The organism is Streptomyces sp. L7, assembly GCF_050990935.1.
Lineage (GTDB): Bacteria > Actinomycetota > Actinomycetes > Actinomycetales > Microbacteriaceae > Leifsonia.
On the sequence record NZ_CP194644.1, the window covers coordinates 1949996 to 1975682 of the forward strand.

Sequence of the window (25687 nt, forward strand, 5' to 3'; positions counted from 1 at the left end):
CCGCCCGCTCAGCCCGCACCCACCGCCTGCAGCGACTGGCGGGCGATCTCCAGCTCCTCGTCGGTCGGCACGACCAGCACGGCGACCCGCGAGTCGTCCGTGGAAATCAACCGCGCGTCGTGGGACGGGCTCGCGTTGCGCTCGGGGTCGAGCCGGATGCCGAGCACCTCCAGGCCCGCGCACACCTCGGCGCGCAGCCGCGCGTCGTTCTCGCCGACGCCGGCGGTGAAGGTCAGTACGTCGAGGCCGCCGAGCTCCGCCGTGTAGGCGCCGATATAGTGCTTGAGCCGGTGGACGGTGGTGTCGAGCGCGAGACGCGCGGCGGCATCGCCCGACTCGGCGGCGTGGCGGACATCCCGCATGTCGCCGTGGCCGGAGAGCCCGAGCAGGCCGCTGCGCCGGTTGAGCAGCTCGTCGAGGTCGTCGATGCCGAGTCCCGCGCGGCGGGCCAGGTGCAGCAGCACCGCCGGGTCGAGGTCGCCGGACCGGGTGCCCATGACGAGCCCCTCCAGCGGTGTCATCCCCATCGAGGTGTCGACCGAGCGGCCGGCGTCGACAGCGCAGACCGACGCGCCATTGCCGAGGTGGAGGACGATCTGCTTCAGTTCGCCGAGCGGCCGGCCGAGGAACTCCGCCGCCGCGCGCGACACGTACCTGTGCGAAGTGCCGTGGAAGCCGTACCGGCGGACGCGGTGCCGGTCGGCGAGCGCGGCGTCGATCGCGTAGGTGTAGGCCTCCGGCGCGAGCGTCTGGTGGAAGGCCGTGTCGAAGACCGCCACGTGCTCCACGTCGGGGAAGGCCTTCTTCGCCGCGCGGATGCCCTGGAGGTTCGCCGGGTTGTGCAGCGGCGCGAGGTCGGAGAGGTCCTCGATGTTGATCTCCACCAGGTCGGTGACGATCGTCGGCTCGAAGAACCGCTTGCCGCCGTGCACGACGCGGTGCCCGACTGCTGCGAGCGGGTTCTCGTCCAGGTTCGGCCCCTCGGCGGCGAACGCGTCGAGCATCACCCGGAACGCGGCGGTGTGGTCCGGGATCGCGAGCGTGCTCTCCCAGGTGCCGTCTGGACCCGCGTGCCGGATGTGACCGGAAGACTCCCCGATCCGCTCGACGAGCCCGGAGGCCAGCGCGTCGTCGCTCTCGGCGTCGATGAGCTGGTACTTGAGCGACGACGAGCCGCTGTTGACCACCAGCACCACGCTCATGACAGCGCCGCCTGGATCGCGGTGATCGCCACGGTGTCCACGATGTCCTCGACGCTGGCGCCGCGCGACAGGTCGTTGATCGGCTTGCGGAGGCCTTGGAGGACGGGCCCGATCGCGACCGCTCCCGCGCTGCGCTGCACCGCCTTGTAGGTGTTGTTGCCGGTGTTGAGGTCGGGGAAGATGAACACCGTCGCTCGGCCGGCGACCTGCGAGCCGGGCATCTTCGCCGCCGCGACCGCCGCGTCCGCCGCCGCGTCGTACTGGATGGGACCCTCGACCGCGAGCTGTGGTGCGCGCTCCCGAACGAGCTCCGTCGCGGTGCGGACCTTGTCCACGTCGGCGCCCGCCCCGGAGTCGCCGGTGGAGTACGACAGCATCGCCACGCGCGGTTCGATGCCGAACTGCGCGGCCGTGCGCGCCGACGACACCGCGATGTCGGCGAGCTGCTCGGCCGTCGGGTCCGGCACCACGGCGCAGTCGCCGTAGACCAGCACGCGGTCGGCCAGCGCCATCAGGAACACGCTCGACACCACGGACACCCCCGGCGTCGTCTTGATGATCTCGAACGCCGGCCGGATCGTGTGCGCCGTCGTGTGCGCCGCGCCCGACACCATCCCGTCGGCGAGGCCGAGGTGCACCATCATCGTGCCGAAGTAGGAGGCGTCGGTGACGGTGTCGGCGGCCTGATCGACGGTGATGCCTTTGTGCGCCCGGAGCTTCGCGTACTCGTGCGCGAAGCGCAGCCGCAGCACGTCGTCGAACGGACTGAGCACCTCCGCCTTGCCGATGTCCACACCGAGCTCGATCGCGCGCGACCGCACCTCGAACGGCTCGCCGAGGATGGTCAGGCGCGCGACGCCGCGGGCCAGCAGCGTGGCGGCGGCGCGCAGGACGCGGTCGTCCTCCCCTCCGGCAGCACGATGTGCTTGTCCGCGGCGCGGGCGCGCTCGATGAGGTCGTACTCGAACATCAGCGGCGTGACCACCGCGTGCCGGGAGACGTCGAGGAGGCCGAGCAGCCGCTCCGCGTCCACGTGCCGCTCGAACAGCCCGAGCGCGGTGTCGTACTTGCGCTGCGAGTCGGCGGCGAGCCGGCCGCGCGCGTGCGTGATGCGCACGACGGTGTCGTAGGTGTCCAGGCCGGTGCGCACGATCGGCAACGGCGAGCGGAGGCCGCCGAGCAGTCGCTCGATGGGCTCCGGGAGGTCGAAGCCGCCGTTCAGGACGATGCCCGCGATGGACGGGAACGTGCCGGACGCGTTGGCCATCAGCACGGCGAGCAGCACCTCGGTGCGGTCGCCGGGGACGACGACCACCGAGCCCTCCACGAGCCGCGGCAGCACGTTGTTCATCGACATGCCGCCGACGACCACGCCGAGCGCCTCGCGCGCCAGCAGGGCCTCGTCGCCCGCGATCAGTTCGCCGCCGGTGACCTCCATGATGGAGCGGATGCTCGGGGCGACCAGGAAGAGGTCCTCCGGGATCGCCCACACCGGCGGGAGGTCGGGGCCGGACGCGACGGCGGGGCCCGCTGCCTCCACTGCGCTGCTGACGGCCGCCACGATCGCGTCGAGCCGGTCGACATCCGCCCGGTTCGCGATGACCGCCACGACACCGGCGTGCTCCTGACGCAGCTCGGCGAGGGCCAGCTCCGCGAGCTGGCGGAGCTCTTCCGGCGAGCGCGGCTCGGCCTGGCCCAGCCGCTCGCCGAAGCCCTGGCCGATCCGGCCGCCCAGCACCAGGAGGACGGGCGCGCCCAGGTTCGCGGCGATGCGCGCGTTGTAGCCGAGCTCGGTCGGGCTGCCCACGTCGGTGTAGTCGGAGCCGAGGATGACGACCGCGTCACTGCGTGCCTCCACCTCCCGGAAGCGCCGGACGATCTCGCCGAGCGCCGCGTCCGCGTCGGCGTGCACGTCGTCGTAGGTGACGCCGATCGCCTCCTCGTAGCTCAGGTCGGTGGCCACCCGGTCGAGCAGCAGCTCGAGCACGTAGTCCCGTTCGACGACGGAGCGCGCGATCGGCCGGAACACGCCGACGCGCTCGACGGAGTGCCGCAGCGACTCCAGGACTCCGAGCGCCACCGTCGACTTGCCGGTGTGTCCTTCCGCGGAGGTGATGTAGAGCGAACGGGCCACTTTCAGCGGGTCTCCTCGTCTGGGTTGCGGTCTGTGCCGGTGCCGGTGTCGGGAGCGCCGATGTCTGTGCTGTCTGTGTCGGTGCTGTCTGTGCCGCTGCTGTCTGTGCCGCTGCTGTCTGTGCGCTCGATCGGCGCGAGGCGGTAGGTGCCGTCGAGGACCGCGGCCCCCGGCGCGTACAGCCGCAGCAGCGGGCGGAACTCGCCCTCGGGCGCGGGCAGCCAGTTGGCGGCGGCCTTCGCGTCGGCCGGACGGGTCGCGCTGATCGTGATGGTCAGGCCGCCGTCGTCGTCGTAGACGATCCCCGGCGTGCGGTCGCCGATCGAGTACCGTCCGATCGGGTTCGCCACCAGGAAGAAATGCGGGAGATCGTACATGGTCAGCGACCAGAACGCGTGCACCGGCGGGGTCGGGCTCAGGCGCAGCCGGTACGCGTGCGCGCCGCTGAGCTGTTCGCCGGCGGCGTCCACGTAGGTCGGGAAGTAGGCGGCCTCGTACCCGTGGTTGCCCCACAGGCCGCCGAGCGCGGCGCCGGCCCGGCGGGCGTACCGCGTGGTCGGGTCGGTGAGCTGCCAGGCGCGCCCGTCGAGCGCGCCGACCTCGAAGAAGTCGGTGTTGTAGTCGAAGACGTGGAGGTTCACCTGCCAGCCGTCGGTCGTCGGCACGGACGTGTGCAGCGACGACTCGAGCGCCTGCTTGCCCACGGCGTACCCCTCCTCGAGCGCGTCCCGGACCTCCCGCGGAAGCTCGGCGATCGGCGTCGAGCCGGTGAGGCCGATGGCTTCGTACGTCGCCAGCGCGTCCCGGTCGTGGTCGGCCGGCGGGAACTCCTGCGACCACACCCGCATCCGCTCGAAGAACGTCAGCGCCTCCGTCGGGCCGGCCGCAACGTCCGGGATGCCGGCCGGCGCGAACGTCTCCCGCGTCGGGGTGAGCGCGGTGGCGTCCTGGAGCGCGTGCACGGCGGGGAGGTCCTCCTCCCCTGCGACCGCCCAGCGGCCGACGATCGTGCCGACCCGGGTCGGGAAACGGATCACCGTGCCGTCATCCGGGCCTTCGCCCTCCCAGCCGGGCGCGACCAGCAGGAACTCACCCGCCGCCGAGCCGGTCGCCCGGGTGCCGACGTAGGCGAAGTTGTTGGTCCAGGCGTCCACGAACTGGAGCACGTAGTACCGGTCGGGGACCGCCGGGACGGTGAGTCGGACCGGCCCGACGCTCAGGTCGAGCTGCGCGATCGAGTACAGGGTGTCGTTGTTGACCGAGACGAACGTCGTCTCCGGGCCGGCCAGCGTGCGCGCGTGCCCGAACGTGTTGAACGGCGTCGGCGGCACCGCACCGAGCCCTTCGTGGGTGAACCGCCCCACCTGCTCCAGATCGAACGCGAGCGGGAACCCGACCACGAACGCCTCGGATGCGAGCTCGGCGATCCCGTGCTCGACAGATTCCTGCTCGGTCATACGCGCACCTCGACTCGTCGGAGTGTCATTCTACAAAGCGTAGAACAATCTGGAGGATGGTGATCAGCTGCTGTGCTGCCCACACTCTACGCGGCACGTGCGATGGGTGCCTGAACACGAAAAAGACCCCCCACGCACCCGCCAGAGCCCGGTTACCCTTGCTGCGTTTCCGCCCTGGGGGAGTTGGCCTGGATGGCGCCACGTGGGGAGCCGCGAACCAGTGTAGCGGGTGGACCTGGGAGGCCGTGAACATCGGCGCCTCCGGCGTCCGCTAAGATATTGTGAGCCGTCGCCCGCAGGGGTGATGGCGACCCAGGAGAATTCGCCTAGTGGCCTATGGCGCACGCTTGGAAAGCGTGTTGGGTGCAAGCCCTCGGGGGTTCGAATCCCCCATTCTCCGCCATTTTCCTTAGATGACGAAGGCCCCCGAGATCCGCATGATCACGCGGAAGTCGGGGCCTTTGGCTTTTGTTCAGCTGGATCGGCCGGCGGAACGACAAACAAGACGCTCCAGTTCAGCGCCGCTGTAGGCGGCTCCACGCCAGAGTTCCCTGGGTGATGTGACGGGGTTGAGCAGTGTGCGCTCGTGGCCAACGTGTTTCTTGAACCCACGGAACTGCTCCCGTAGGACGGTCCCCGGGGCGGTTTTCTGACCTGAACAACACGCTCCTGATCCTCGCCCAAAGGTTCAGTCTCCCCGCTGCAATGCGGCTCCCGATCGTCGTGAAGAGGCCATGTCCTTTTCCACTGCTTTCGAGATCTGCTCGACGGCGACGAGCGAGGCAACAGTGTCCGCCGACGGGACGTACTCCATGCCCCAGTACCCCGTGTAGCCGAGGCGCCGGAGGGTCCGCAGTTGCATGTCCCAGTCGATCGTGCCGGTGCCTGGCTCATGGCGGCCAGGGGCGTCGGCGATCTGCACGTGGCCGACGAACTCGACGTCGCCACCGATCACCTCTGCAAGGTCCTCGTCCATCATCAGCGCGTGGTAGGCGTCCAGCAGCAGACGCATGTTGCCGAAGCCGACCTCTTTGACGATGTCCAGCCCCTCCCGCGTGGACGAGAGGAACGTGCCGACGTGGTCCACCTTGGAGTTCAGCGGTTCGAGCAGAAGTACGATGCCTGCCTCAGCGGCGAGTCGGGCGGCGGCTCGGAGCACGGCGACGACCGCGGCTCGCTGCTCCTCACGCGGAATTCCAATGCGTTCATTCCCCGCGGAGACGACGAGGTTCGGCGCCCCGAGCATGTGCGCGACGACCAGCGAGTCGCGGACACCGGACAGGTACTCGTCGTGCGTCGTCGGGTCGGTGATCTGCAACTGCGGGTCGACCACGAGCGACAGCAACGTGACACCGGTGTCTTCCAGAGCCGTCTGGATCGCGACTGGGTCCTTATCGCGCCAGCCCCAGATCTCGACTGCGTCAATCCCGTGCGCTGCTGCTGCGCGGATACGGTCGGGAGCGGTCTCCCCTGCCTCGGCGAAGAGCCATTCCAGATTGGCTGCGATGCTACTCATGTGGGGCCCTCCTGTTCAGTGGTCGAGGGTGGACCCTCATCCCGCTAATCATGAATCCCCGGAACCGTAGCATTCCGGGGGCCTTGCAGCGAGGGGCGAGGACTGACGGTCCGCGAGGGTGGCGAACCCGCCCGGATAGACTCGCTCAACTCAGGAATCGGGCTGGTGAGCCACTAATTTCCGTCTTTGAGCTGATTTAGCGCCTGAAGGCAACCGTTGCGCTGACACTTTGCTTCCTCAGCACCTTTAAACTTGGTATTCACTCAAGTTTCACCGTACAGTGTTCCTCACGTGACGATGCGACGCAGGAGGATTCATGTCCGACACCATCACTCGAGCCGACCTCGAGGACGCCGTCTTCGATCGCCCCTACGTCGACGCCGACGAGGAGCGGACCGAACCCTATCCTTACCGCTACGTGCATGGCGGCTTCGAGGGCACCGAGACGCGCTTCTCCTTCTACCTACCGCCGCAGCACTCTTATGCCGGCCGCTTCTTCCAACACATCACCCCCGTGCCCGAGAGCGAGCATCTCGCGCTCGGGCTCAGCGGTGCCGAAGACAAGATCGGCTTCGCCTTCAGTTCCGGCGCGTTCTTCGTGGAGAGCAACGGAGGCGGCGCGATCGATCTCTCCCGCCCCCAACTGAACACAGACCCGACAATCGGCGCCTACCGCGCGAACGCCGCCGTCGCACGCTACGCGAAGCTTTTCGCCCAGGAGATCTACGGCGAGCATCGCACTTTCGGCTACGCGTACGGCGGCTCAGGAGGGGGCTTCCGAACCATCGCGTGCGCCGAGAACACCCGCGGCGCGTGGGACGGCTTCGTCCCGCACGTGATCGGCAGCCCGGTCGCCATCCCGAATGTCTTCACCGTGCGTATGCACGCGATGCGGGTTCTGCGAGATGTGCTCGACGCGATCGTCGACGCGACGGAGCCGGGAGCGACGGCCCCGATAGACGCCGGCCTCAACTCAGAGCAGCGGGCGGCCCTGGCCGAGGTCACCAGGATGGGCTTTCCTCCGCCAGCGTGGCACGGTCACCGGACGATGGGGACGCAAGCCTTCGGCGTGCTCTACCAGTCGCTCGAGGCGATCGATCCCACGTACTTCGAAGACTTCTGGACCGTGCCGGGGTACCTCGGTGCCGATCCAGACGCCTCCGTGCACCGCGATCGCGTTATCCTCACGACCAGCGTCGCCGAGACCTACACTCGCGGCGAGGCCGCGCGGTGCGGGCTGTTCGGCGACGGCGCGGTCGAGGGGCCGGCGGGCGGCGTCGACGAGGCCTTCAAAGGCTCTCAGGCCGGCGGGGACGTCATCGTGGCCGTGCGGCTCGCCGAGATGCCTCGAATCGACCCCGCGAATGCGGTTCTTACCGTGCTAGACGGTGCCGCGGCAGGGACTCGCGCGAACCTCAAGCGCGTATCCGACGACGGTCTGGCCATCATCGACTTCCCCGACCTGTACCCGGTGCTCCGCGACCTCCAGCCCTGTGATCGCATCATCATCGACAACAGCAACTTCCTCGCCGCCCAGACCTACCACCGACACCAGGTTCCCCCGCCGAATTCACGGTCTGGGACCAGTTCCGTAACACGGATGGCAGCCCCATCTATCCGCAACGCGACGTTCTCGTCGGACCTCTGATGACCCGCGGCGCCTCCGGAACCCTCCAGTCCGGCAACATCGCCGGCAAGATGATCGTCGTGGAAGCCATGCATGACCGGGAAGCCTTCCCCTGGCAGGCCGACTGGTACGCAGGAAAAGTCCGCGAGAGGCTGGGCGACACAGCCGACGATCTGCTGCGCGTCTGGATGATCGATCGCGCACTCCACGCCGACATCGCCGAGCAGGAGCACCCCACGCACACGGTGTCGTACCTCGGGGCTATCCACATCGCACTCCGCCAGGTCGCCCGCTGGGCCGAAGAGGGCATCGAACCGGCTCCGTCGACGCAGTACCGCGTGGAGGACGGGCAGGTCATCGCTCCGGCCGCGGCGACGGATCGCCGCGGTGTTCAGCCGACGATCGAAGTCACCGTCGCCGGCGGCGGCCGCGCCGACATCGCCGTGGGAGACACCGTGACGTTCACCGCCGCCGCGGAAGCTCCGCCGCAAGCCGGCGCGATCGTCGAGATCGCCTGGGACATCGACGGCAGCGGCGCATTCGCGGACCTCGAGCCAGTCGACCCCGCGGGCTCCGTCACGTCCAGCCGCTCGACGGCCTTCGCGAGACCCGGAACCTATTTCGTGACCGCGCGAGTCACCGCGGAAGACGCGGGGTACGCAACGAGCGCGTTCGGGCGGCTTCAGAACCTCGGACGCGTCCGTGTCGTCGTGAGCTGACAGAGCTACCCGAGACGGCGGGAGCTCAGGGCTCCAGCTCGTCCAGCCGCGCCCGCGCCGCCATCAACTGCTCTCCGAGGAGGAGGCGTAACCCTGCGAGGACGAGTCGATTGACGTCGAAGTCGACGTGGAGGTAAGCCATCGCACCCAACCCGTTCCACATCGCGATGAACTGCGTAGCCGCGTCGCGCGGGTCGACCTTCGGGTGAACGAGCCCGATCTCCTGCCGCGCTCCGATGAGCTTGGCGAAGATGCCGATCGCCTCCGCGTCGCGCTGCTCGAAATACTCTGCCGCGGGATGGCCGGGCGTGGCCGCCTGCCCGCGCAGCATGTACAGGAGACGCGCGCGGGGGCTCGTGTCGATCCCTCGGGAGGCGGCGAGCATGTCCTCGAAATGCTCCAGGCCGTCGGGATCGGGATCGACCGTTCCGCTGAACACGTTCGCGACTCCGGACTCGGCCGCCGTCAGCTCGTCGGCACGCTGGAGGGCCGCGACCAGCAGGTGGTCCTTCGTCGGGAAGTGATACAAGACGGTCGCTTCGCTGATGCCGGAGCGCTCCGCGACGAGGGTGGTCGTGACGCCCTCATGACCCAGTTCGTCGATCAGTTCCAGAACCGCGTTAGCGACGTCCTCTCGGCGTTGCCGAGATCGCGCGTAGGGCCCGCGCTTCGCACCCGTGTTGCTCATTCGATCACCTTACCGAGCGCGCCTCCCGAACCCACGGACAAAACCGCAAATACTCACTATCGCTCGATTTTACTTCCTTCTTCGCATCAATCGGTCACGAAAAAACATCGCACGGGGTAGCTTTTTTATTGAAACCTCCAAGACACTCAACTTTCACCTTGCTTTTCGGGTTGCTTCGGTCGTACAGTTCTCTCACCGAAGGCTCACGCGCCGCTTCAGCGGCCGATAATGCAGGGAACGATGACGATGGCGTCTACGAAGGAAGCACCGGTGGTCGAGAAGCCGACCAGAGAGCAGCGGGCCGAGGCCAAGGCTGAGAAGCTGCGCGACCGCGTCTCGATCTGGCGGGTGATCCCGTGGTCGGCGCACTCGTTCTCGATGAACGCGCTGATCGTCATGACCGGATACTTCACGATCTACGCGACCGATACCCTCAGGCTCAACCCTGCGATCGTCGGCGGCCTCCTCGTCGTCAGCAAGATCCTCGACGCCGCCGGAGCGCTCCTGACCGGCTGGATCGTCGACCGCGCGCCGGAGACGAAGCTCGGCAAGGCCCGGCCCTTCGACCTGATCATCATCGCCTGCTGGGCTGCCACCGCCTTCCTCTTCTCGACCCCGGGCAGCCTCGGCGATGTCGCCAAGTACGCATGGATCTTCTCGTCGTACATCCTGCTCACGGCCCTGTTCATGCCGCTCTATCAGGCCAACAACCCGCTCTTCACCGCCCGCGTCTTCCCCCGCCGCGAGCACTACAGCGATGTCTCGGCGAAGACCGGCCTTGTCACTGTCCTTGTCGCCATCATCATCACCGTCGGGATGCCCATCGCGATCCAGGCGGCCGGGAAAGATCCCGCGGCGTGGTCACTCGTGGCGATCTGTATCGCAATCCCGGCCACGCTCATCGGGCTCATCCGATTCTGGGTGTTCCGCGAGTCGTCCGAGGCCGCTGAGATCCAGGCCGAGCGCGTCAGCATGCGCGAGATCTTCAGCACGCTGCGCCGCAACCCGTATATCTGGGTGCTGTCGGCGATGTCCATCCTTGTCGGTGTGTACGGAAGCATCGCGGCCGGCGCCTACTACTTCCGCTACGTCGTCGGCAACATCGGCCTGCAAGGCCTCGTCGCTGTCTCGTACGTCGCCCTCATCCCGCTGATGTTCTTCTTCCCCGTGTTGATCCGGAAGTTCTCGATCTCCCGCATGATCGCCGTCTCGAGCTTCATCGGGGCGGCCGGTTACCTCGTGATGCTCTTCGCCGGCGCGAATCTCCCTCTGATCATGGCGTCCGCGGTGCTCACCGGGCTCGCTGCCCTCCCCATCAGCTTCCTCGCGCCCGTCCTCATCATCGACAACGCCACGTATAACGAGTGGAAGGGCAACAGGCGGCTGGAGAGCGTCGGGGGCGCATTGTTCTCATTCTCGGGCACCGTGGGAGGTGCGATCGCGGCCGGCGTACTCGGGTCAGTGCTCGCCGTGACCGGATATTCTGGCGCCGCGAACACTCAGAGCGCGACGGCCATCCACGGCATCATCGCTCTCAACAGCTGGATCCCAGCCATCTTCGCCGTTGCAACCGGACTCGTGGCGCTGCGCTACCACCGCCTCGAGCAGAACATGAAGACGATCACTGCCGACGTGCTCGCGCGCCGGGAGGTGCTGGTCGAGTCCGAGGTCATCCCCGGAGCACCACTGACCGGAACCGACGCGGTCCGCGTGGTGCGCAGGGAGCGCAACGCACCCTTTGGGCGCTCCGGCCGTAAAAGGAACGACTGACCAAAACCAGACCAAGAACGCGGTTCTCCTTTTCGAGCCGAAGACGCCTCGCGGGAGGGTCGGCCACCAAGGCGGTCGGCAGCTGCCCGACAACCGAAGAATTGCGCAATTAGCCTTTCGCGTCAGCTGATGTGACTGCAGTCGGTCAGCGGCCCCCGTCATCCGTCCCTCGTGAAGAGCCGTGTACCAGTACTTCTTTCCCGCCTCTTGCCCGCAGCCCATTTGCGCGCGGGTGCTACAGCCCGCTTCGCGTAATCAGTGGCGGATGCAGATCGCACTGTCAGTCGGCCAAGCCGGCGAGCGGTTGACCTGCGAGCATGGCACCGACATCGCTGTATGGAATCTCGCCGCCATGGGGGCTACGGCTATCGAACTCAGGCAGACGTACTGAGCCGCGTTCTGAGCCCTCTCGTAGGCCAAAACGCGCCGCGGCCAGCCGAACTTGAACTGGCCTGCATGGATGATCGCGCCTACGAGTTGTGCGCACGATCGAAGCCACAGATCCAGGCGAGCCTGACATCCGAGCTGCGCTGGGCGCTGCCGGTCGACCTGGTCCACATGACAGCGTCGGCCGCGTCCAGATCGGCCGCACTCCCGGACTGAGATCCCCTACTGGATTCAGCGGTAGCGAGTCCTTCAATAGGCATCACACTTGTCACCCACCGAGGCGGCCTGTGCGGAAATGGAGACAACGGTCATCCCGCGGGTGTGTGCGTCAATGTTCTGCAGGAAGGGGTTGGGGACGCCTCGACGAAGCGTCCCCAACCCCGGTTGCCGTCAGTTACCGGGGATACGGACCGGCTTGATGGCGTTGATCAGATCCCACGAAGCAAGGTTGCTCACGAAGGCGGGATAGATCCACTTGCTCGCACTGGACTTGTTCCACTGCAGTGGTGCGTTGAACTGGTAGCCGTTGGCGTCGACGTTCCAGATCTGGGTCGCAACCGCCGAGCCGAGGTCGATGCCTTGATTCGCGAATGCCTGGTTCTTGAATCGCCTGCTCGCGTCGACGTAGGTGGCGCCGACCGAGTAGTTGACGCTGGGCCAGACTCCGTCTTCGTAGGTGGTCCCGGCAAAGCCGGTGTACGGGAATCCGGTGGAGCCGGGCGGAAGCGCCATGTTCGGCGCACCGAGAGCGTCGCCGTGCGGATCCAGCTGCGACTGGAACAACGACAGCTGTGTGGTGAGCTGCTGCTTGTAGTGGGCGACGTCGACCAAGTCGGGCAGTCCGGCACGTTCGGCGAGGTGCTGCGCGAAGAAGGTCGCCAGCAGGACGCTGTCGTTATCGGTCGTCGGACCCGGCGTGTATCGGTAGTACCCGTGCGTGTCACTCCAGAACGTCGCCTCGTACTCCGCCTTGGCAGCCGTGAGCTGCGTGTTCCACGCGGCGAGGGTGGCGCCGGACTCTCCGACGCGCTGCCCCGTGGTCGTGATTGCTTCAAGGGCAAGAAGGTAGAGCTGCGAATCGTAGGAGTCGACCTTGTTCACCGGGATGACGTCGAACACGTTCGCGTACGGCAGCGGGCTCTTGAGACCCGGGCTCGGGGCGTTCATGTTCGGCGCTTCGGGCAAGTTCGAGCCGGCAGGGATCGTCGCTTGAATGTACGACAGCAGCTTCTGCATCGCGGGATAAGCCCGCTTCAGGAACGCTTTGTCGCCGGAGACTCGTGCGTAGTCGTAGAGCCGGAAGATGTTCTCGCTGGGCCGGTCGATGAACCAGACATTACCCGGCGATGGTTGCGCTCCCTGCGTCCAGGTGACGAACGGGTCCCCTGTGGCGCCGTAGCTCGCCGGATCCGTCGATGAGGTGACGGATGGGTCCCACGGATCTCCGTACGGGTCTGCGAGGACCGCTTCGATCTTGGCCTGGAGGCGGTCGCGCTCGATGGTCGGGAATACCTGTTGGTAGGCCAGATAGCTATAGGTGCCGACCTCCGTACCCATTCCGCCGTTGGCAGCACCTCCGGCGTTCGAGTCGACGCCGAGATAGAGGTGGGTGCCGGGAACGGACGTTCCCAGCCGTTTTCCGCTGGTTGCCGCGACAGAGTCGGATACGAGGCCGCCCTCCCAGAGCGAGGTCTGGAATGGTACCTGCGCCAGTTGGTTGAGCGCACCGGTTCGGAGCGCGACCGGATATGCGGGGTTGTTCGCGATGGGATTCCACCAGCGTTCGACATCCCGCAGGTTCTGGTCGTGTGCTGCCAGCGCGTCTCGTGCGATCGCGAAGCTCTGGTGGAACGGGTAGCTTCCCGGCACGTAGTTGTTCTGCGTGTCTTCCTTCGCACCGTAGAAGTCGGTGTAGCGACGCATCCAGGTCGTGTTGTTGTCAGCGAAGGACACCTGCGGGAAGTCCCAGCTGAGCGCGAACGGCACCGTGGTGGACTCCCCGGGGCGAAGGTCGACGGATACGGAAATGGCGCCTGCGGAGTTGGAGTTGTCGATGGGGCGGTCCGACAGGCTGCCGCTCGAGGTGAAGGGTGCGTAAATGTCGCTGCCGTCACCGTTGCCGTTCCAGGACGTGGTGTACGTGACCGTCTGGCCATGCTGAGGGCGAGCGGCGATGGTCCATTCCGAGTTCGTTGCATCAGGCGTGTCGGACGGATCGTTCGAACTCATGGTGATGGCCTGCACGCCGGTCTTCTTGTCGACCTGATAGGTGTTTGACAGGCCTGTCCGCACAGTCGCCGGCTGCCGGCCATCGTGACCGGGCACGTTCGGCATCGTGAACATGACCGAGACTTTGCTGTTCTGCGCAGTGTGGTTGGCCAGCTTCACGTCGAAGTACGCGAGCGGCAGCGATGTGCGGCGATCCTCGCCGGCGACGATCGGCGAGAAGAACCGCATCGACACGTCCGTCTTGAACGGCGTGTAGCTGGTGTATCCGAACGGATACAGCGCCGCGTAAGAGCCTTCACCCTTGGTCAGGGTGTTCCAAGCAGGGAGGGGCGACTGCCAGGACCGAGCGGCGGAATACGACGACTGCGGGCCGTCCGTTGCGAGAGTCTTCACCGTCGCGGGATCGGCACCCATCTGCTCGCGCACATGGAACGCTGCTTGAGGAAGCGTTCGCATCTCCCACGCGTCGTCCTGGGAACCGCCGAAGAACCACGGTCCGAACGTTCCCGCCTGGTTGATCATGAACGACCCGGCCCCGACGCCTCCCAGCGGGACGCCGAGTCCGGGCACGCTGACCGGCAGCCCTGGAAAACCTGGCGTCGTGGGGCCGGGAGCGATGTCGCCGAGCGGGCGCACTGTTGCTGCGTCCGGTACAGGGAAATAGTCCCGTCCGCCCGGCGAATGAGGCGACGCGCTGGCTGCGGTTATCGGCAGCAGCGTCCCGACGAGAACGGCGGCGACGCTGGCCGCGATTCCCGCGTTCCGTACTCGTTTCGATCTCGGATGATGCAATCTGGTGGATCTGGATACGAACACGGTTCGTCCTCCTGGTCATCGTCGTTGATGGGTGTTGAATCCGCGCGCGTCCATCGCGCGCAGCCTGTGGAGCGTTCAGACCGCCCGAAGCCGCAGTGCGATCCCGGGCCGGGCCGGAAGCTGGAGGCGCTCGGTGCCCTCGTGCGTGCCTGGCAGAGTCGTGATGGTCATCTGCCAGGTGTCGATGATGTCGATTTCCGCGCGCATGCCCTGAGGAACTGTGACGTCGCGGAAACGAGGCCGGTGGTCGCCGAAGTAGATGAGGACGTACTCGCCGGCGACCCCGCCTGTGACGGCATCCCAGTCCCCCGGGAGCGCATCCACCCTTCCGGTCGGCGACTCCGCGACGATCTTCTTCAGGAAGGCGATGCGCGCGGGGCTTTCGCCGTGCAGCCGCCCTCCCCGCGACCACCAGATGATCTCGTCCTCGGACCAGAACGTCTCGCCGTGCGTCAGGTGGCCACCGCGCAGTGTCCCCGACCAGAATCTCTGCACAAGAGCCTCGGCGGTGAGGTTGCCCCAGCCCTGGTCCAGGTCGCCCTCGTAGCCGAACTCGTCGACGGCGACGGGCTTTCCCCAGCGGTGACGCCATTCGTCGATCGGCGCCATCTCGGCGTCGCCGCCCTGGATGCTGGCATGTGTGGCCCAGTCCACCGAGAAGTCGAAGACCTCCAGCCAGTTGTGGATCGACAGCAGATGCCCCACATGATCCTCACGCGCCACTACGCGAGCGAGGCGGTGCCAGTCCTCCGGACGTTTCGTGGTCAGGAGGTCGTACTCGTTGGCCATCGACCACCACACGTTCGCAAAGCCGGCGAGACGCCGCACGACGTAGGTGAGGTAACGCTCGTCCGCCGTCTTTCCGAGTCCGCTGAAGCCCCACCGATCGTACGGGTGGAACAGGATCAGGTCGGCCTCGATGCCCAGGGCGGCTAGCTGCGTGATCCGACTTTCGAGGTTCGCGAAGTAGTCGAGGTCGAATCGGTTGGTGTCCCAGCCGTCGTCGGTGCGCGGGAAGACGAAGCTCTCCGGTTCGTTCTTGTTGTAGAGGTAGTCCTTGGGGAAGAGGCCCATCCGGATCTTGTTGAACGGCGCCTGCGCCAGCGATTCGATCGTCTGGTCCTGCAACCGGGGGCTCTGGTGCGTCCATGCATAGGCGGTCGTTCCGAAGCCCACGAACGGGGTTCCGTCCGAGTAGGCGAGGGTCCCCCGCTCTGCGACGCGGACAGGTCCGGGTGCTGCTCCTTCAGCGACGACGATCGTCCCGCGGATCCCGTCGAGGGACCGCGCGTTCGACTCGGTGACGAACGTCCAGGTGCCCGCCGTCGACGGGAGGAAGCGCACCAGGAATCGTCCACCCCCGTCGTAGAAGCCGCCGACGAGGAAGGTGTCCGAACCCTGCTCGAACCTGGCCTTCAGCTCCACCTCGACGAACGGGTTGCCGTGCGACGGCCCGTCGAACGCGATCTCCACCGTCTCGTTGCGCGATGCCGACTCGGGTGTCCGCACCCGCGCGGAGCCCCGCGGCACACCGTCGGACTCGTAGTCCGCAGCGGGTGCGATCGGCTCCGACTCGTCCGGCTGCTCCGAGGTGTCCTCGATCGTCGCCAAGGTTGCCAGCAGCTCCTCCGCTTTCGCCGTGTCGGGCCTCAGGACGAACTGGAGGAATCCGCCCAGCGGAGCGGTGCGCAACCCCTCCGCGAGCGGCGAGGCGACGACGTCCGGGACCTCCTTCTCGAGAACGGCACGAGCGTGCTCGTTGGCGAGTGCCGAGCTCAACGGGGAGTATCTGTCGAGAGTCTTGTTCATCCGAGGGTTCCTTCCAAGACCGCTGAGCGGTCCGGCATCTTTGCGGTAACGCGCAAGGTGATTTCGCGCACTCGAGCACGCGTATCGGGCAGAGTCGCGCCTTCGGGCGCGAGGGCTTGCGCGAGTTCTGTGAGGGGTTGGTCGAAGAAGGCCAGCAACCGGCCGGCCACTTTCGTTTCGGTGTCGAAGCCGATGCCGGCGAGGCTGAGTTCCCGGAGAAGGACACTCCAGTTGGGCGCATCATCCACGAGGTCGCGGATGGTCGCGGGCGTGGGGTCCCCCGGCTCACGATCGACCGCCCATTCGTGGTCGCCGTGCGCGACGGTGAAGAGACGGGACCCGTCGGGGAGCTTGACGTCTGCTTCCGCCCCTACGGGGATGTGAGCGGTCACGAGCAGACGCCCGTCGTTTCGTCGCCACGCGACCCGGGCATCGCCGTACGGAGTCCGGTGGGTGGTGCTCGCGAAGTCGAGGTCGGCCGGGGGGACCGGCTCGATCCGGATCCGGCGGTAGCCGGGTGCCAGAGGGACAAGTCCCGCGACGCTGCGGTGAAGCCAGTCGGCGACGGCACCGAGCGCGAAATGGTTGAACGACGTCATCTCGCCGGGGTTGATGGTCCCGTCGGGGAGCATGCTGTCCCAACGTTCCCACATGCTCGTCGCCCCCATCGTGACGGGATAGAGCCAGGACGGGCAGCCCGTCTGCAGCAGGAGGCGATGTGCCACCTGAGCGTGCCCGGTGGATGTGAGGGCGTCGCAGATGACTGGCGTTCCGACGAATCCTGTGCTGATGCGGAAGCCGCCGGCGCGCACCAGGTCGGCGAGCCTCCGGCCAGCCGCGGAGCGCTGACTCTCGTCGGCGAACAGATCCCAGACGATCGCCACCGCGTAGGCCGTTGGTGAATCGGATTCCATTCGTCCGTCAGCCGTGACGAAACGTCGGGAGAACGCTGCGCGCGTCTCGTCCGCGAGCCGCGCGTAGCGCGCGTGGTCCTCCGCATAGCCGAGCTGTGCCGCGGTGGCGGCGAGGACGTGCGCCGATCGTGCCAGGTACGCGGTCGCAACCAGAGCGGGGTCTGTCATCGCACGAGCGGGGTCGTCCGGTGGCGCGGCAGGATCCAACCAGTCTCCGAATTGGAAGCCCTGGTCCCAGACGTGCCGGTCGCCGGCCGCGGCCGCGATCCTGTCCACCCACCGCCGCATGCTCGGATATTGGCGCTCCAGGATGCCGGAGTCTCCGGACCTCTCGAACATCGTCCACGGGATGATGGTGCTTGCGTCGCCCCACGCGGCCGTCGGGGACGGGGGCGACCCCGCGCCGATCACATCGGGGACCACGTACGGGACGGTGCCGTCGGGCCACTGCTCTGCAGCAAGGTCCGCCAGCCACGAGGAGAGCAGCCCCGCGGTGTCGAAGAGAGAGAACGCCGTGGGAGCGAACACCTGCGCGTCTCCGGTCCATCCCAACCTCTCATCCCGTTGTGGGCAATCGGTCGGCAGGTCGATGAAGTTGCCGCGCATGCTCCACACGACGTTTTCGTGGAGGCGGTCGAGAAGAGTGTTCGAGCTCTCGAACCACCCGGTTCGTCGCAAGTCCGAGGCGACGACGATCGCTGTGATGTCGGCAGCGGTGAGGTGTGGCACGCCCGTTACTTCGGCGAACCGGAACCCGTGCAGGGTGAATGCCGGCTCGAGGATCCGGTCCGGACCGCCGTCCATGACGTAGCTGTCCGTCGCTTTCGCCGTACGCAGCGGCCGCACTCCGAGTTCCCCGTCCTCCAGGACTTCGGCGTGCCGGATGGTGACCGTCGTGCCGGCCGCGAGACCGCTGGTCCTGAGCCGCACCCAGCCGACGATGTTCTGCCCGAAGTCGACGAGAGTGCGTCCGCTCGGCGACGTCCACACCTTCAGGGCCGGTGCTTCCTGAACAGGTCTCACTACAGGTCCTTCGGCGGCAACGAGCCGTTCTTTGGGGTAATCGACCGACTCGACGGCGTGCCGTCGACCGGTGCGTGCCTCGATCCGGAGATCCGTTGTCTGGCCGTCGTAGAGATCGTCGGCGACGACACCGGACGAGAGAGCGCACCACGAGTCATTCGTTGCGTGGATCTGAACCGAGCCGTCGGCGAGGGTGACCTCGAGCTGGGCGAGGAGCGCGAGACGGTCGCCGTAGATCGCTCGCCGCCCTTCGAATCCGAGGCGCCCGCGGTACCAGCCGTTGCCGAGAGTGAAACCGAGCTCGTTCGCGCCGGCCTCGACGATGCCCGTGACGTCGTACACGTGGTAACGGAGCCGGTGGTCGTACGAGGTCCAGCCCGGGGCGAGGACTTGATCGGAGATCGCCCGGCCGTTGATCGTGGCCTGATAGGTGCCGAGCGCCGTGACGTAGAGGCGCGCGCGGACGATCCGACCCGCGAGGTCGACGTTGCTCAGGAGAATCGGCGCCGCGTCGTCGAGTCCACCGATCTCCGTCGGCGTGATGAAGGACCCGCGCCAATCTGCTGGGTCGAAGAGTCCTGCTTCGACCGTCGCCCACTCGCTCCAGCCGCTGTATTGGTCATCGGCGACCCGAACTCGTACGCGGGCGGATTCCCGGGAGATCAGCGGCCGGCCCGGCCAGGGAACAAGGACTTGATCGTTGGACGCGACTTCGAACCGGTCGAGGCGATCGGCGCGTTCGATCTCGATTTCGTATCGCCGCTGCAGCCATCCGGCGGGTGCGGTCGGAACCGTCCACGACAATCGGGGGCGCTCCGTGCCGATGCCCAGGATCGGGCCGAGCTCAGTGCGATGTTCGAATCGGGGCGGCGTCGGGCTCGACGAGGTGGGCACGTGGTCTCCTAGACGGCAGGCTGCTGCGCGACGGACGCGGACTCGAACGGGCCGGAGGTGGAGAACAGCTTGAGGCGCTGCTCTCGTCGTTCCCGCTGGGCCGCTGGATCTGCGACGGGGGCAGACATTTGCAGCCGGCGCGTGTATTCGTGCGCCGGATGGTAGGCGACCTGGGCGGCGTCACCGATCTCGACGATCTGCCCCTGATACAACACTGCGATCCGATCGCTGATCGAATTGACGACGCCGAGATCGTGGCTGATGAAGAGGTAGGCCACTCCCGTGCGCTCCTGCAGTTCGCGCAGCAGTTCCAGGACCCTGGCCTGGGTGGTGACGTCCAGTGCGCTCGTCGGCTCATCGCAGATGATGACGGCGGGCTCCAGGGCGAGCGCTCGGGCGATCGCGATGCGCTGTCGCTGGCCGCCCGAGAATTCCTTCGGATATCGAGAGCCTGAGTCGGCGGGCAGCCCGACCGAGTCGAGGAGCTTGCGCACTCTGGAACGACCGTCGGTGATTCCGGCGACCTTCAGCGGTTCGACGAGAATATCCTCGACCGTCATCGACGGGTTCAGCGAAGAGTAGGGATCCTGGAAGACCACCTGGATATCGTGTGCCGTCTTTCTCCGTTCCCGGCGTGAGGAGTTGCTGATGGTCTTGCCCCGGAATTCGACCGCGCCTCCGCTGACGGGCGCGAGTCCCAGAACGGCACGCCCGATCGTGGTCTTGCCCGAGCCCGACTCTCCCACCAGGCTCACGGTCTCCCCGGCATGCAGGTCGAACGAGACCTGGTTGATGACGGTCTTCGCCGTACGGCCGGCGCCGAAGGTGACGACCAGGTCCTTCACACTCAGGATCGGTTCGCTCATGACGCCTCCTCGATGATCTCGACGCTCCTGGACGACGCGAGGAGCTCCTGCGTATACGCCTGTTTCGGCGACGCGAAGAGAGACTCGACGTCGGCCTCTTCGACGATGCGTCCGTCCCGCATCACGCTGACCACATCGCAGATGTCTGCGACGACGCCGAGGTTGTGGGTGACCAGGATCATGGCCAGTCCACGCTCCCTGCTCAGCTCCCGCAGCAGTTCGAGAACCTCGGCCTGAACGGTCACATCGAGCGCGGTCGTCGGCTCGTCTGCCACGATCAGCTGCGGCTCCGATGCGATCGCTCCGCAGATGAGCACGCGCTGCGCCATGCCGCCTGAGATCTCGTGCGGGTACATCCTGAACACCTGTTCGGCGTTGCGGATGCCGACACGGGTGAGCAACGCGAGCAGCTGAGCGCGTGCTTCCTTCTTCGAGATCGACTTGACCGCGCGCAGCCCGTAGGTCAACTGGGCGCCGATGGTGAAAGACGGGTCGAGGTTGGACATCGGCTCCTGCGGCACGTACCCGATCTTGGAGCCGCGAGCGGCCGCGAGACCCTTATGGTCGGCAAGCAGGTCGTCGCTGTCCATCCAGATGCTTCCGCCGAGGATGACCGCTTCCTTGGGAAGGATGCCGAGGGTGGAGAACGCGATCTGCGATTTGCCGGACCCGGACTCGCCCACCAGGCCATGAATCTCGCCGGGCTTCACGTCGAGGTCGACGCCGTGGACGACTTCTGTGATCGTTCCGTCCGCCTGGGGGTACCCGACCTTCAGGCCGCGAATGGCGATGACGTTCTCGCCGCGCGGGACGGCTCGCACGGGCGCCGCCGAAGTGTCCGTGGCGAGCGACCGCCGGCTCCGCGTGCTGAGCGGCTTGACCCCGGTGGACTGGAGCTCGTCACGAAGGACGTTTCCAAGGAGAACCAGGCTGAGGATGGTGAGGCTGATCAGCAGGGCAGGCCACCACACGCCGACAGGGTTGTTGTAGATGTTGTTGAAGGCGTCCTGCATGACCGTTCCCCACGACGGCTGCTTGGGATCGCCCAGGCCGAGGAAGTCGACACCGGCCTGGATGCCGATACCGGCAGCGATGATGAAGGCGCTCTGGATGATCACCGGGCCACGCACGGCCCAGAGGACGTGGCGGCCGATGATACGGGTGTTGGAAAGGCCGACCACTCGCGCCGCGTCGACGTAGAGCTCGTTGCGCACATTCACGACGACGGATCGGACGAGCCGGAAGTACGTGGGGGCGACGAGGATGCCGAACACCGCCATCGCGGCGGGGATGTTCGGGCCGGTGAGCGTGTACAGCGCGATGAGCAGGACGATTCCCGGAAGCGACATGATCACGTCGGAGACGAAGGTGCCGATACCCTCGGTCTTCCCGCGGAAGAAGCCCGCGAGAAGGCCGCTCGTGACGCCGACGATGACCGAGACCAGGAGAACGATCAGCGCCCCGACGATGGTCGGTTGCGTACCCCATGCCAAGCGAGAGAGGATGTCGCGTCCCGACTGGTCCGCGCCAAGCGGATGGCCGGGCGAGAACGGCGGCGCGTTGACTGCGCCCAAATCGGTCGTGTTCGGCGGAACGGGCGCGATCACCCAGGCGAACACACCCAGCACGACGACGAGCAGCAGGAAGGCGATGGTGATGGCGCCTTCCGGCTTCATCAGGAGCCGGACGATGAGCGGTCGCCGGCGGCGCGGAGTGGGCTGCGGTTTGACGGACAGCATGAACTCGGTGGTAGGCCGATTCGTCATCGTGTCCTCGCTTTCGGGTTGAGCGCGGCGTTGGCCAGGTCGCCGAGGAGGTTGACCACCAGGACGAAGACGATGGTGACGAGGACGATGCCCATCACGATCGGAACGTCGCCCTGTTGAGCAGAGGTGTTCGCGAGTTGGCCGATGCCGGGGAGTGCGAAGATCTGCTCGACGAAGACGGCGCCGCCGAGGAGGGCGATGGTCTGCAGGCTGAGGACGGTCAGGCCGGGTCCGGACGCGCTGCGCAGCACGTGCCGGAACAGCAGCGGCCGCTCGGGGATACCGCGTGCGCGCAGGGTGCGGACGAAGTCGCGGCCCTGAACATCGAGGACGGCACCTCGGATCTGGGTGGCGGCGCTCGCGACCGATCCGATGAGGAGCGCGATCACCGGCAGTGCGATCGAATGGAGCCACGCGGCAGGGTCGTCGCTGAGGGCGACGTAGCCGGTGGCCGGGAACAATGGAAGCGCGATTGCGAAGGCGAAGACCAGCCCGACGGCGATGATGAACGCCGGGACGGCGGCCCCGAGGACTGTGAGGAACTGGAATACGCGATCGAGCCATCCACCGTAGACGGCCGCTGTGACGCCGATCGCAACACTGAGCAGCAGCGTGAGGATGAGGGTGGCGATCACGAGGGAGAGGGTCACCGGGACCCTGGATGCGAGAGCGTCGTTCACGGACTGTCCCGTGAAGTACGACTGACCCAGGTTCCCGGTGACGACTCCGAGCAGCCACTTCCCGTACTGGACGAGAAGCGGTTGGTCGAGCCCGAGTTTGACGACTTCCTTCTGCACATCGGAGGGCTGGGCGTTCAGCCCGAGCACGCCGCGGGCGATGCCCGCACCGTTTCCGAACATCATGCAGAAGGTCACGAAGGTGACGACGAGGAATACAGCGACGGCTCGCGCCAACTTCTTCAGGATGGAAATCGTCAACATGGAACTCGACCTCTTCAGGGTGTTACTGGAAGTCCCGCAGCAGCGGGTTCAGGCCGCTGAAGTCCGAAGCGGGCTTCACCGTGATCTTGGAGCTGTACGCGAAGAAGCCATCCGGGTACGCCATCGGCACGAACCACGCCTGGTCGGTGATGTACTTGTTGACGTCCTGCTCGGCCTGCTTCTGCTCGGCGCCCGAGGTCGTGGTGATCTTCTGCCAGAGACCGTCGATGGTCGCGTCGTCCTGGTGCGAGACGTTCCAGATTCCGCCGGTGAGGACGTAGTCGTAGATGTCCTGCAGGGACTCGCCGTAGTTGCCCAGCGGCCACAGCGGCACCGGGTACTTGCCGCTGAGCAGCTCGTTGTACATGTTGGGACCGGACAGCGGCTGCTGCTCCACCTTGATGTTGATCAGGCCGAGCTGCTGGGTGACGTACGGCAGCAGTTTGTCGACACCCGTGTTGGCGATCACCGGGATCGTGAGGGTGAAGCCGTTCTCGTAGCCCGCGCTCTTCATCAGGGCCTTCGCCTTGTCGACGTCGTACGGGTACGGGTCCTTCATGCCGGAGATGTACGCGTCGCTGCCGGGCTTGAAGATCTGGTAGGCGGGCGACGCGTTGCCGAGGTACAGCTTGTCGGCGACGGCCTGCTTGTCGAAGACCATGTTCATGGCGCGGCGGACGTCCACGTTTCCGAGGGCCGGGATCGTCTTACCCAGGTGGTCCGTGATCAGCAGCCGCGTGGTCTCGTTCGACTTGAGGGTCTGCAGCTTGAGGTTGGAGGACTTCGCCTGGTTGACGGTCGCGGTGGTGATGAGCGAGCCGTCGAGCTGGCCCGTCTTGAGGGCGCTCAGGGCGGCGGTGTCGCTGGCGATCACCTTGACCACCAGCTTCTTGTACGGGTACGTCTTGCTGTCCCAGTAGTTGTCGTTCTTGGTGAACGTGTACACGGAGCCCTGGGTGGTGTGCGACGTGTCGAGGTTGTACGGACCCGAGCCGATCGGCGCCTTGAAGTCCTTGCTCGAGATCGTCTTGGGTGCGGCGATCGGCACATTGCAGGTGTTGAGGACGATCAGCGGGTTCGAGGCCGGCCAGGTCAGGCTGACGTGGGTGGCGTCGGGCGCGTCGACCTTCAGACCCTTGTAGCGGGCAGAGCCGGCACCCTGGGTGGCGGCGTAGTCGAACGTGGCCTTGACCGCGGCCGAGTCGGCTGCTTCGCCATCGGAGAACTTCTGCCCGGATCGCAGCGTCGCGGTGATCGTGCGCTGGTCATCGCTGATCTTCCAGTCCGTTGCGAGGCCGGCGAGCGGCTTACCGAACTTGTCGCATCGGATCAAGGTGTCCCAGACGGCCATCGCCGGGTAGTTCTGGTACGACGGCTGGTTCGTGGGGTCCCAGCCGGTGATGTCCTGGGTCATGCCCAGGGTGAGGAGATCCTTCGAACCTGACGAGGACGAGGAGGATCCTGACGTGCAGCCGCTGAGCGCGACCGCTGTGACCAGGACCGGGACTGACAGAGCGAGGAGCGCTCGTCGTCGGGTGCTTCGCATTGCAACTCCTTTGTTGGGGATGGCGCTGTGTTCGAGACGCTCTGAAACGATCCAATGAATGTGCATCGTTCTACGTGTCGGTAAAGAATACGCACAAAGAAAGCCGGTTCAACTAGCATTCTTTTGCGCAAAATGGTTTCAATTCGATGACATTGCTTCTTGAGCGTCTGTCGAATAGGGTCAAAACGAGATGTCGGTCAACGGAGTTCCGCCGGAGGACACGCCGCGTCGCCGCGCCACGATTCACGACGTGGCGGAGGCCGCCGGAGTGTCCGCCTCCGCTGTGTCCAAAGTCCTCCGCTCAGCGTCGGGGGTCAGCCCCCAGATGCGGGCGCGGGTGACTGCGGCGATCGAAGCGCTGCATTATCGTCCGCACGCAGGCGCCCGGCAGATGCGCGGGCGGTCGTACACGATCGGTGTGATGGTCACGGAATTCGCGAGCCCGTTCCAGCCCGAGATCGCGGAAGGCATCAGCGGCGCCCTGTCGGACACCCCCTACCAGGAGATCGTCGTCAGGGGCGGCCTGGATACGGATAGCCAGCGGCGCAGCCTCGAGGCCCTGTTCGATCGCCAGGTCGATGGCGTCGTCGTGATCGCCCCCGTGATGTCCCAGGCGTGGCTCGAGGATCTCGGCAGGTCGATTCCGACGGTGATCGTGGCTCGGCACGGTGCGCCCCGGAATTTCGACACCGTGGTCGACGATGACCGCTTGGGCGCGCGTCTGATGGTGGATCACTTGGTTTCGATCGGTCACCGCGACATCGCCCACACGAGTCAGCCGTCCGGCGGATTGCAAGGTCAGTACGTGCTCTCGCACACAGAGCGGCAGCGAGGATACGAGCAGGCGATGCGCGATCACGGGCTCGAGCCCAATGTCGTCGTGACGCGCTACTCGGAGGAGGGCGGCTACGAGGCCGCTCGAACCCTCCTGGCCTCCCCCGAACGTCCGACGGCCATCTTCGCCGGCGCGGATATCGCCGCACTCGGCGTACTCCGCGCAGCAGACGAGCAAGGCCTGCGGGTTCCCGAAGATCTGGCAATCGCAGGCTACGACGACATCGCGGTCGCCGGGGTGTCCAGGATCGGATTGACCACGGTGAACGAGTCGAGCCGCGAGACCGGTCGGATCAGCGCCCGCCTGCTCCTGGAGCGCATCGGCGGACGAGTGGAACCGCTTCGCTACTTGGTCACACCGCAGCTGATCATCCGGTCGACCACCGATCCGGAGTGGTCTCCGCGCTCCAGCGGCCCGCTCGCACGCACCGTCTGACGCGATCGACGGAGATCACCGGAGCACCCTCGCCTGCGCTTCCACTTCGTGACGGGTCGACCGTCCCATTTCCGCGCATATTCTTTCACGCTTGAACGGTCTTGCACTTGAGT

The 25687-nt window shown here is 66.5% G+C and carries 17 protein-coding genes, 1 tRNA gene and 1 other RNA gene; 5 read left to right on the forward strand and 14 right to left on the reverse strand.

Annotated features, from left to right (window positions below):
• Window positions 1-8: 8 nt before the first annotated feature.
• The 5 genes from ACR5MH_RS09830 to ffs form a co-directional block, all read right to left on the reverse strand.
• The gene (locus tag ACR5MH_RS09830; RefSeq protein WP_431347047.1) at window positions 9-1202 is read right to left on the reverse strand and encodes an acetate/propionate family kinase; all 1194 of its coding nucleotides are present in this window, start codon (window positions 1200-1202) and stop codon (window positions 9-11) included.
• Window positions 1199-2092 carry a phosphate acetyltransferase gene (pta, locus tag ACR5MH_RS09835; protein ID WP_433862636.1) on the reverse strand — a complete coding sequence of 298 codons (894 nt, stop codon included), beginning with the start codon at window positions 2090-2092 and terminating at the stop codon, window positions 1199-1201. Before pta ends, ACR5MH_RS09830 begins: the two co-directional genes overlap by 4 nt.
• Window positions 2047-3336: a phosphotransacetylase family protein gene (locus ACR5MH_RS09840; protein ID WP_433862545.1), complete on the reverse strand. Its 1290-nt coding sequence runs from the start codon at window positions 3334-3336 to the stop codon at window positions 2047-2049. The genes pta and ACR5MH_RS09840 overlap by 46 nt, the downstream gene beginning before the upstream one ends.
• A 2-nt stretch (window positions 3337-3338) precedes the next feature.
• A complete protein-coding gene (locus tag ACR5MH_RS09845) occupies window positions 3339-4793 on the reverse strand; it encodes a DUF1254 domain-containing protein (RefSeq protein WP_431347048.1) in 1455 nt (484 codons plus the stop codon).
• 118 nt (window positions 4794-4911) lie between these two features.
• An RNA gene (gene ffs, locus ACR5MH_RS09850) (signal recognition particle sRNA small type) lies at window positions 4912-5008 on the reverse strand.
• A gap of 100 nt (window positions 5009-5108) precedes the next feature.
• Between ffs and ACR5MH_RS09855 the strand changes: the two genes are divergently transcribed.
• Window positions 5109-5196: transfer RNA gene (locus ACR5MH_RS09855), tRNA-Ser, on the forward strand.
• A gap of 285 nt (window positions 5197-5481) precedes the next feature.
• Here ACR5MH_RS09855 and ACR5MH_RS09860 read toward each other — a convergent pair.
• Window positions 5482-6309: a TIM barrel protein gene (locus tag ACR5MH_RS09860; RefSeq protein ID WP_431347049.1), complete on the reverse strand. Its 828-nt coding sequence runs from the start codon at window positions 6307-6309 to the stop codon at window positions 5482-5484.
• A 316-nt stretch (window positions 6310-6625) separates the two neighbouring features.
• Here ACR5MH_RS09860 and ACR5MH_RS09865 point away from each other — a divergent pair, with 316 nt between their 5' ends.
• Complete coding sequence (locus ACR5MH_RS09865; protein ID WP_433862546.1) at window positions 6626-7957, forward strand: hypothetical protein; 1332 nt, start codon at window positions 6626-6628, stop codon at window positions 7955-7957.
• Window positions 7957-8655 carry a PKD domain-containing protein gene (locus ACR5MH_RS09870; protein ID WP_431347052.1) on the forward strand — a complete coding sequence of 233 codons (699 nt, stop codon included), beginning with the start codon at window positions 7957-7959 and terminating at the stop codon, window positions 8653-8655. Before ACR5MH_RS09865 ends, ACR5MH_RS09870 begins: the two co-directional genes overlap by 1 nt.
• A 25-nt stretch (window positions 8656-8680) precedes the next feature.
• Here ACR5MH_RS09870 and ACR5MH_RS09875 read toward each other — a convergent pair whose 3' ends face one another.
• Window positions 8681-9343 (reverse strand): TetR/AcrR family transcriptional regulator, encoded by a 663-nt coding sequence (locus tag ACR5MH_RS09875; RefSeq protein ID WP_431347053.1) that lies wholly within the window; start codon window positions 9341-9343, stop codon window positions 8681-8683.
• Window positions 9344-9583: 240 nt separating this feature from the next.
• On the opposite strand from ACR5MH_RS09875, the gene ACR5MH_RS09880 reads away from it, so the two are divergent.
• Window positions 9584-11113, forward strand: a complete 1530-nt coding sequence (locus tag ACR5MH_RS09880; protein WP_433862547.1) for an MFS transporter — start codon at window positions 9584-9586, stop codon at window positions 11111-11113.
• Window positions 11114-11890: 777 nt separating this feature from the next.
• Here ACR5MH_RS09880 and ACR5MH_RS09885 read toward each other — a convergent pair.
• The 7 genes from ACR5MH_RS09885 to ACR5MH_RS09915 all read right to left on the reverse strand — a co-directional run bounded on the left by ACR5MH_RS09885 (window position 11891) and on the right by ACR5MH_RS09915 (window position 24172).
• Window positions 11891-14545: a GH116 family glycosyl-hydrolase gene (locus ACR5MH_RS09885; RefSeq protein ID WP_431347055.1), complete on the reverse strand. Its 2655-nt coding sequence runs from the start codon at window positions 14543-14545 to the stop codon at window positions 11891-11893.
• A gap of 75 nt (window positions 14546-14620) precedes the next feature.
• A complete protein-coding gene (locus ACR5MH_RS09890) occupies window positions 14621-16354 on the reverse strand; it encodes a DUF5605 domain-containing protein (protein WP_431347056.1) in 1734 nt (577 codons plus the stop codon).
• Window positions 16351-19185: a family 78 glycoside hydrolase catalytic domain gene (locus ACR5MH_RS09895; RefSeq protein ID WP_433862548.1), complete on the reverse strand. Its 2835-nt coding sequence runs from the start codon at window positions 19183-19185 to the stop codon at window positions 16351-16353. The genes ACR5MH_RS09890 and ACR5MH_RS09895 overlap by 4 nt, the downstream gene beginning before the upstream one ends.
• Before the next feature lie 8 nt (window positions 19186-19193).
• Window positions 19194-20051, reverse strand: coding sequence for an ATP-binding cassette domain-containing protein (locus tag ACR5MH_RS09900; protein ID WP_431347059.1), 858 nt, complete (start codon window positions 20049-20051; stop codon window positions 19194-19196).
• Complete coding sequence (locus ACR5MH_RS09905) at window positions 20048-21817, reverse strand: dipeptide/oligopeptide/nickel ABC transporter permease/ATP-binding protein (RefSeq protein WP_431347060.1); 1770 nt, start codon at window positions 21815-21817, stop codon at window positions 20048-20050. Before ACR5MH_RS09905 ends, ACR5MH_RS09900 begins: the two co-directional genes overlap by 4 nt.
• Window positions 21814-22758: an ABC transporter permease gene (locus ACR5MH_RS09910; RefSeq protein ID WP_433862549.1), complete on the reverse strand. Its 945-nt coding sequence runs from the start codon at window positions 22756-22758 to the stop codon at window positions 21814-21816. Before ACR5MH_RS09910 ends, ACR5MH_RS09905 begins: the two co-directional genes overlap by 4 nt.
• Window positions 22759-22780: 22 nt before the next feature.
• Window positions 22781-24172 (reverse strand): ABC transporter substrate-binding protein, encoded by a 1392-nt coding sequence (locus ACR5MH_RS09915; RefSeq protein WP_431347063.1) that lies wholly within the window; start codon window positions 24170-24172, stop codon window positions 22781-22783.
• Window positions 24173-24494: 322 nt separating this feature from the next.
• On the opposite strand from ACR5MH_RS09915, the gene ACR5MH_RS09920 reads away from it, so the two are divergent.
• Complete coding sequence (locus tag ACR5MH_RS09920; RefSeq protein ID WP_431347064.1) at window positions 24495-25574, forward strand: LacI family DNA-binding transcriptional regulator; 1080 nt, start codon at window positions 24495-24497, stop codon at window positions 25572-25574.
• Window positions 25575-25687: the final 113 nt, after the last annotated feature.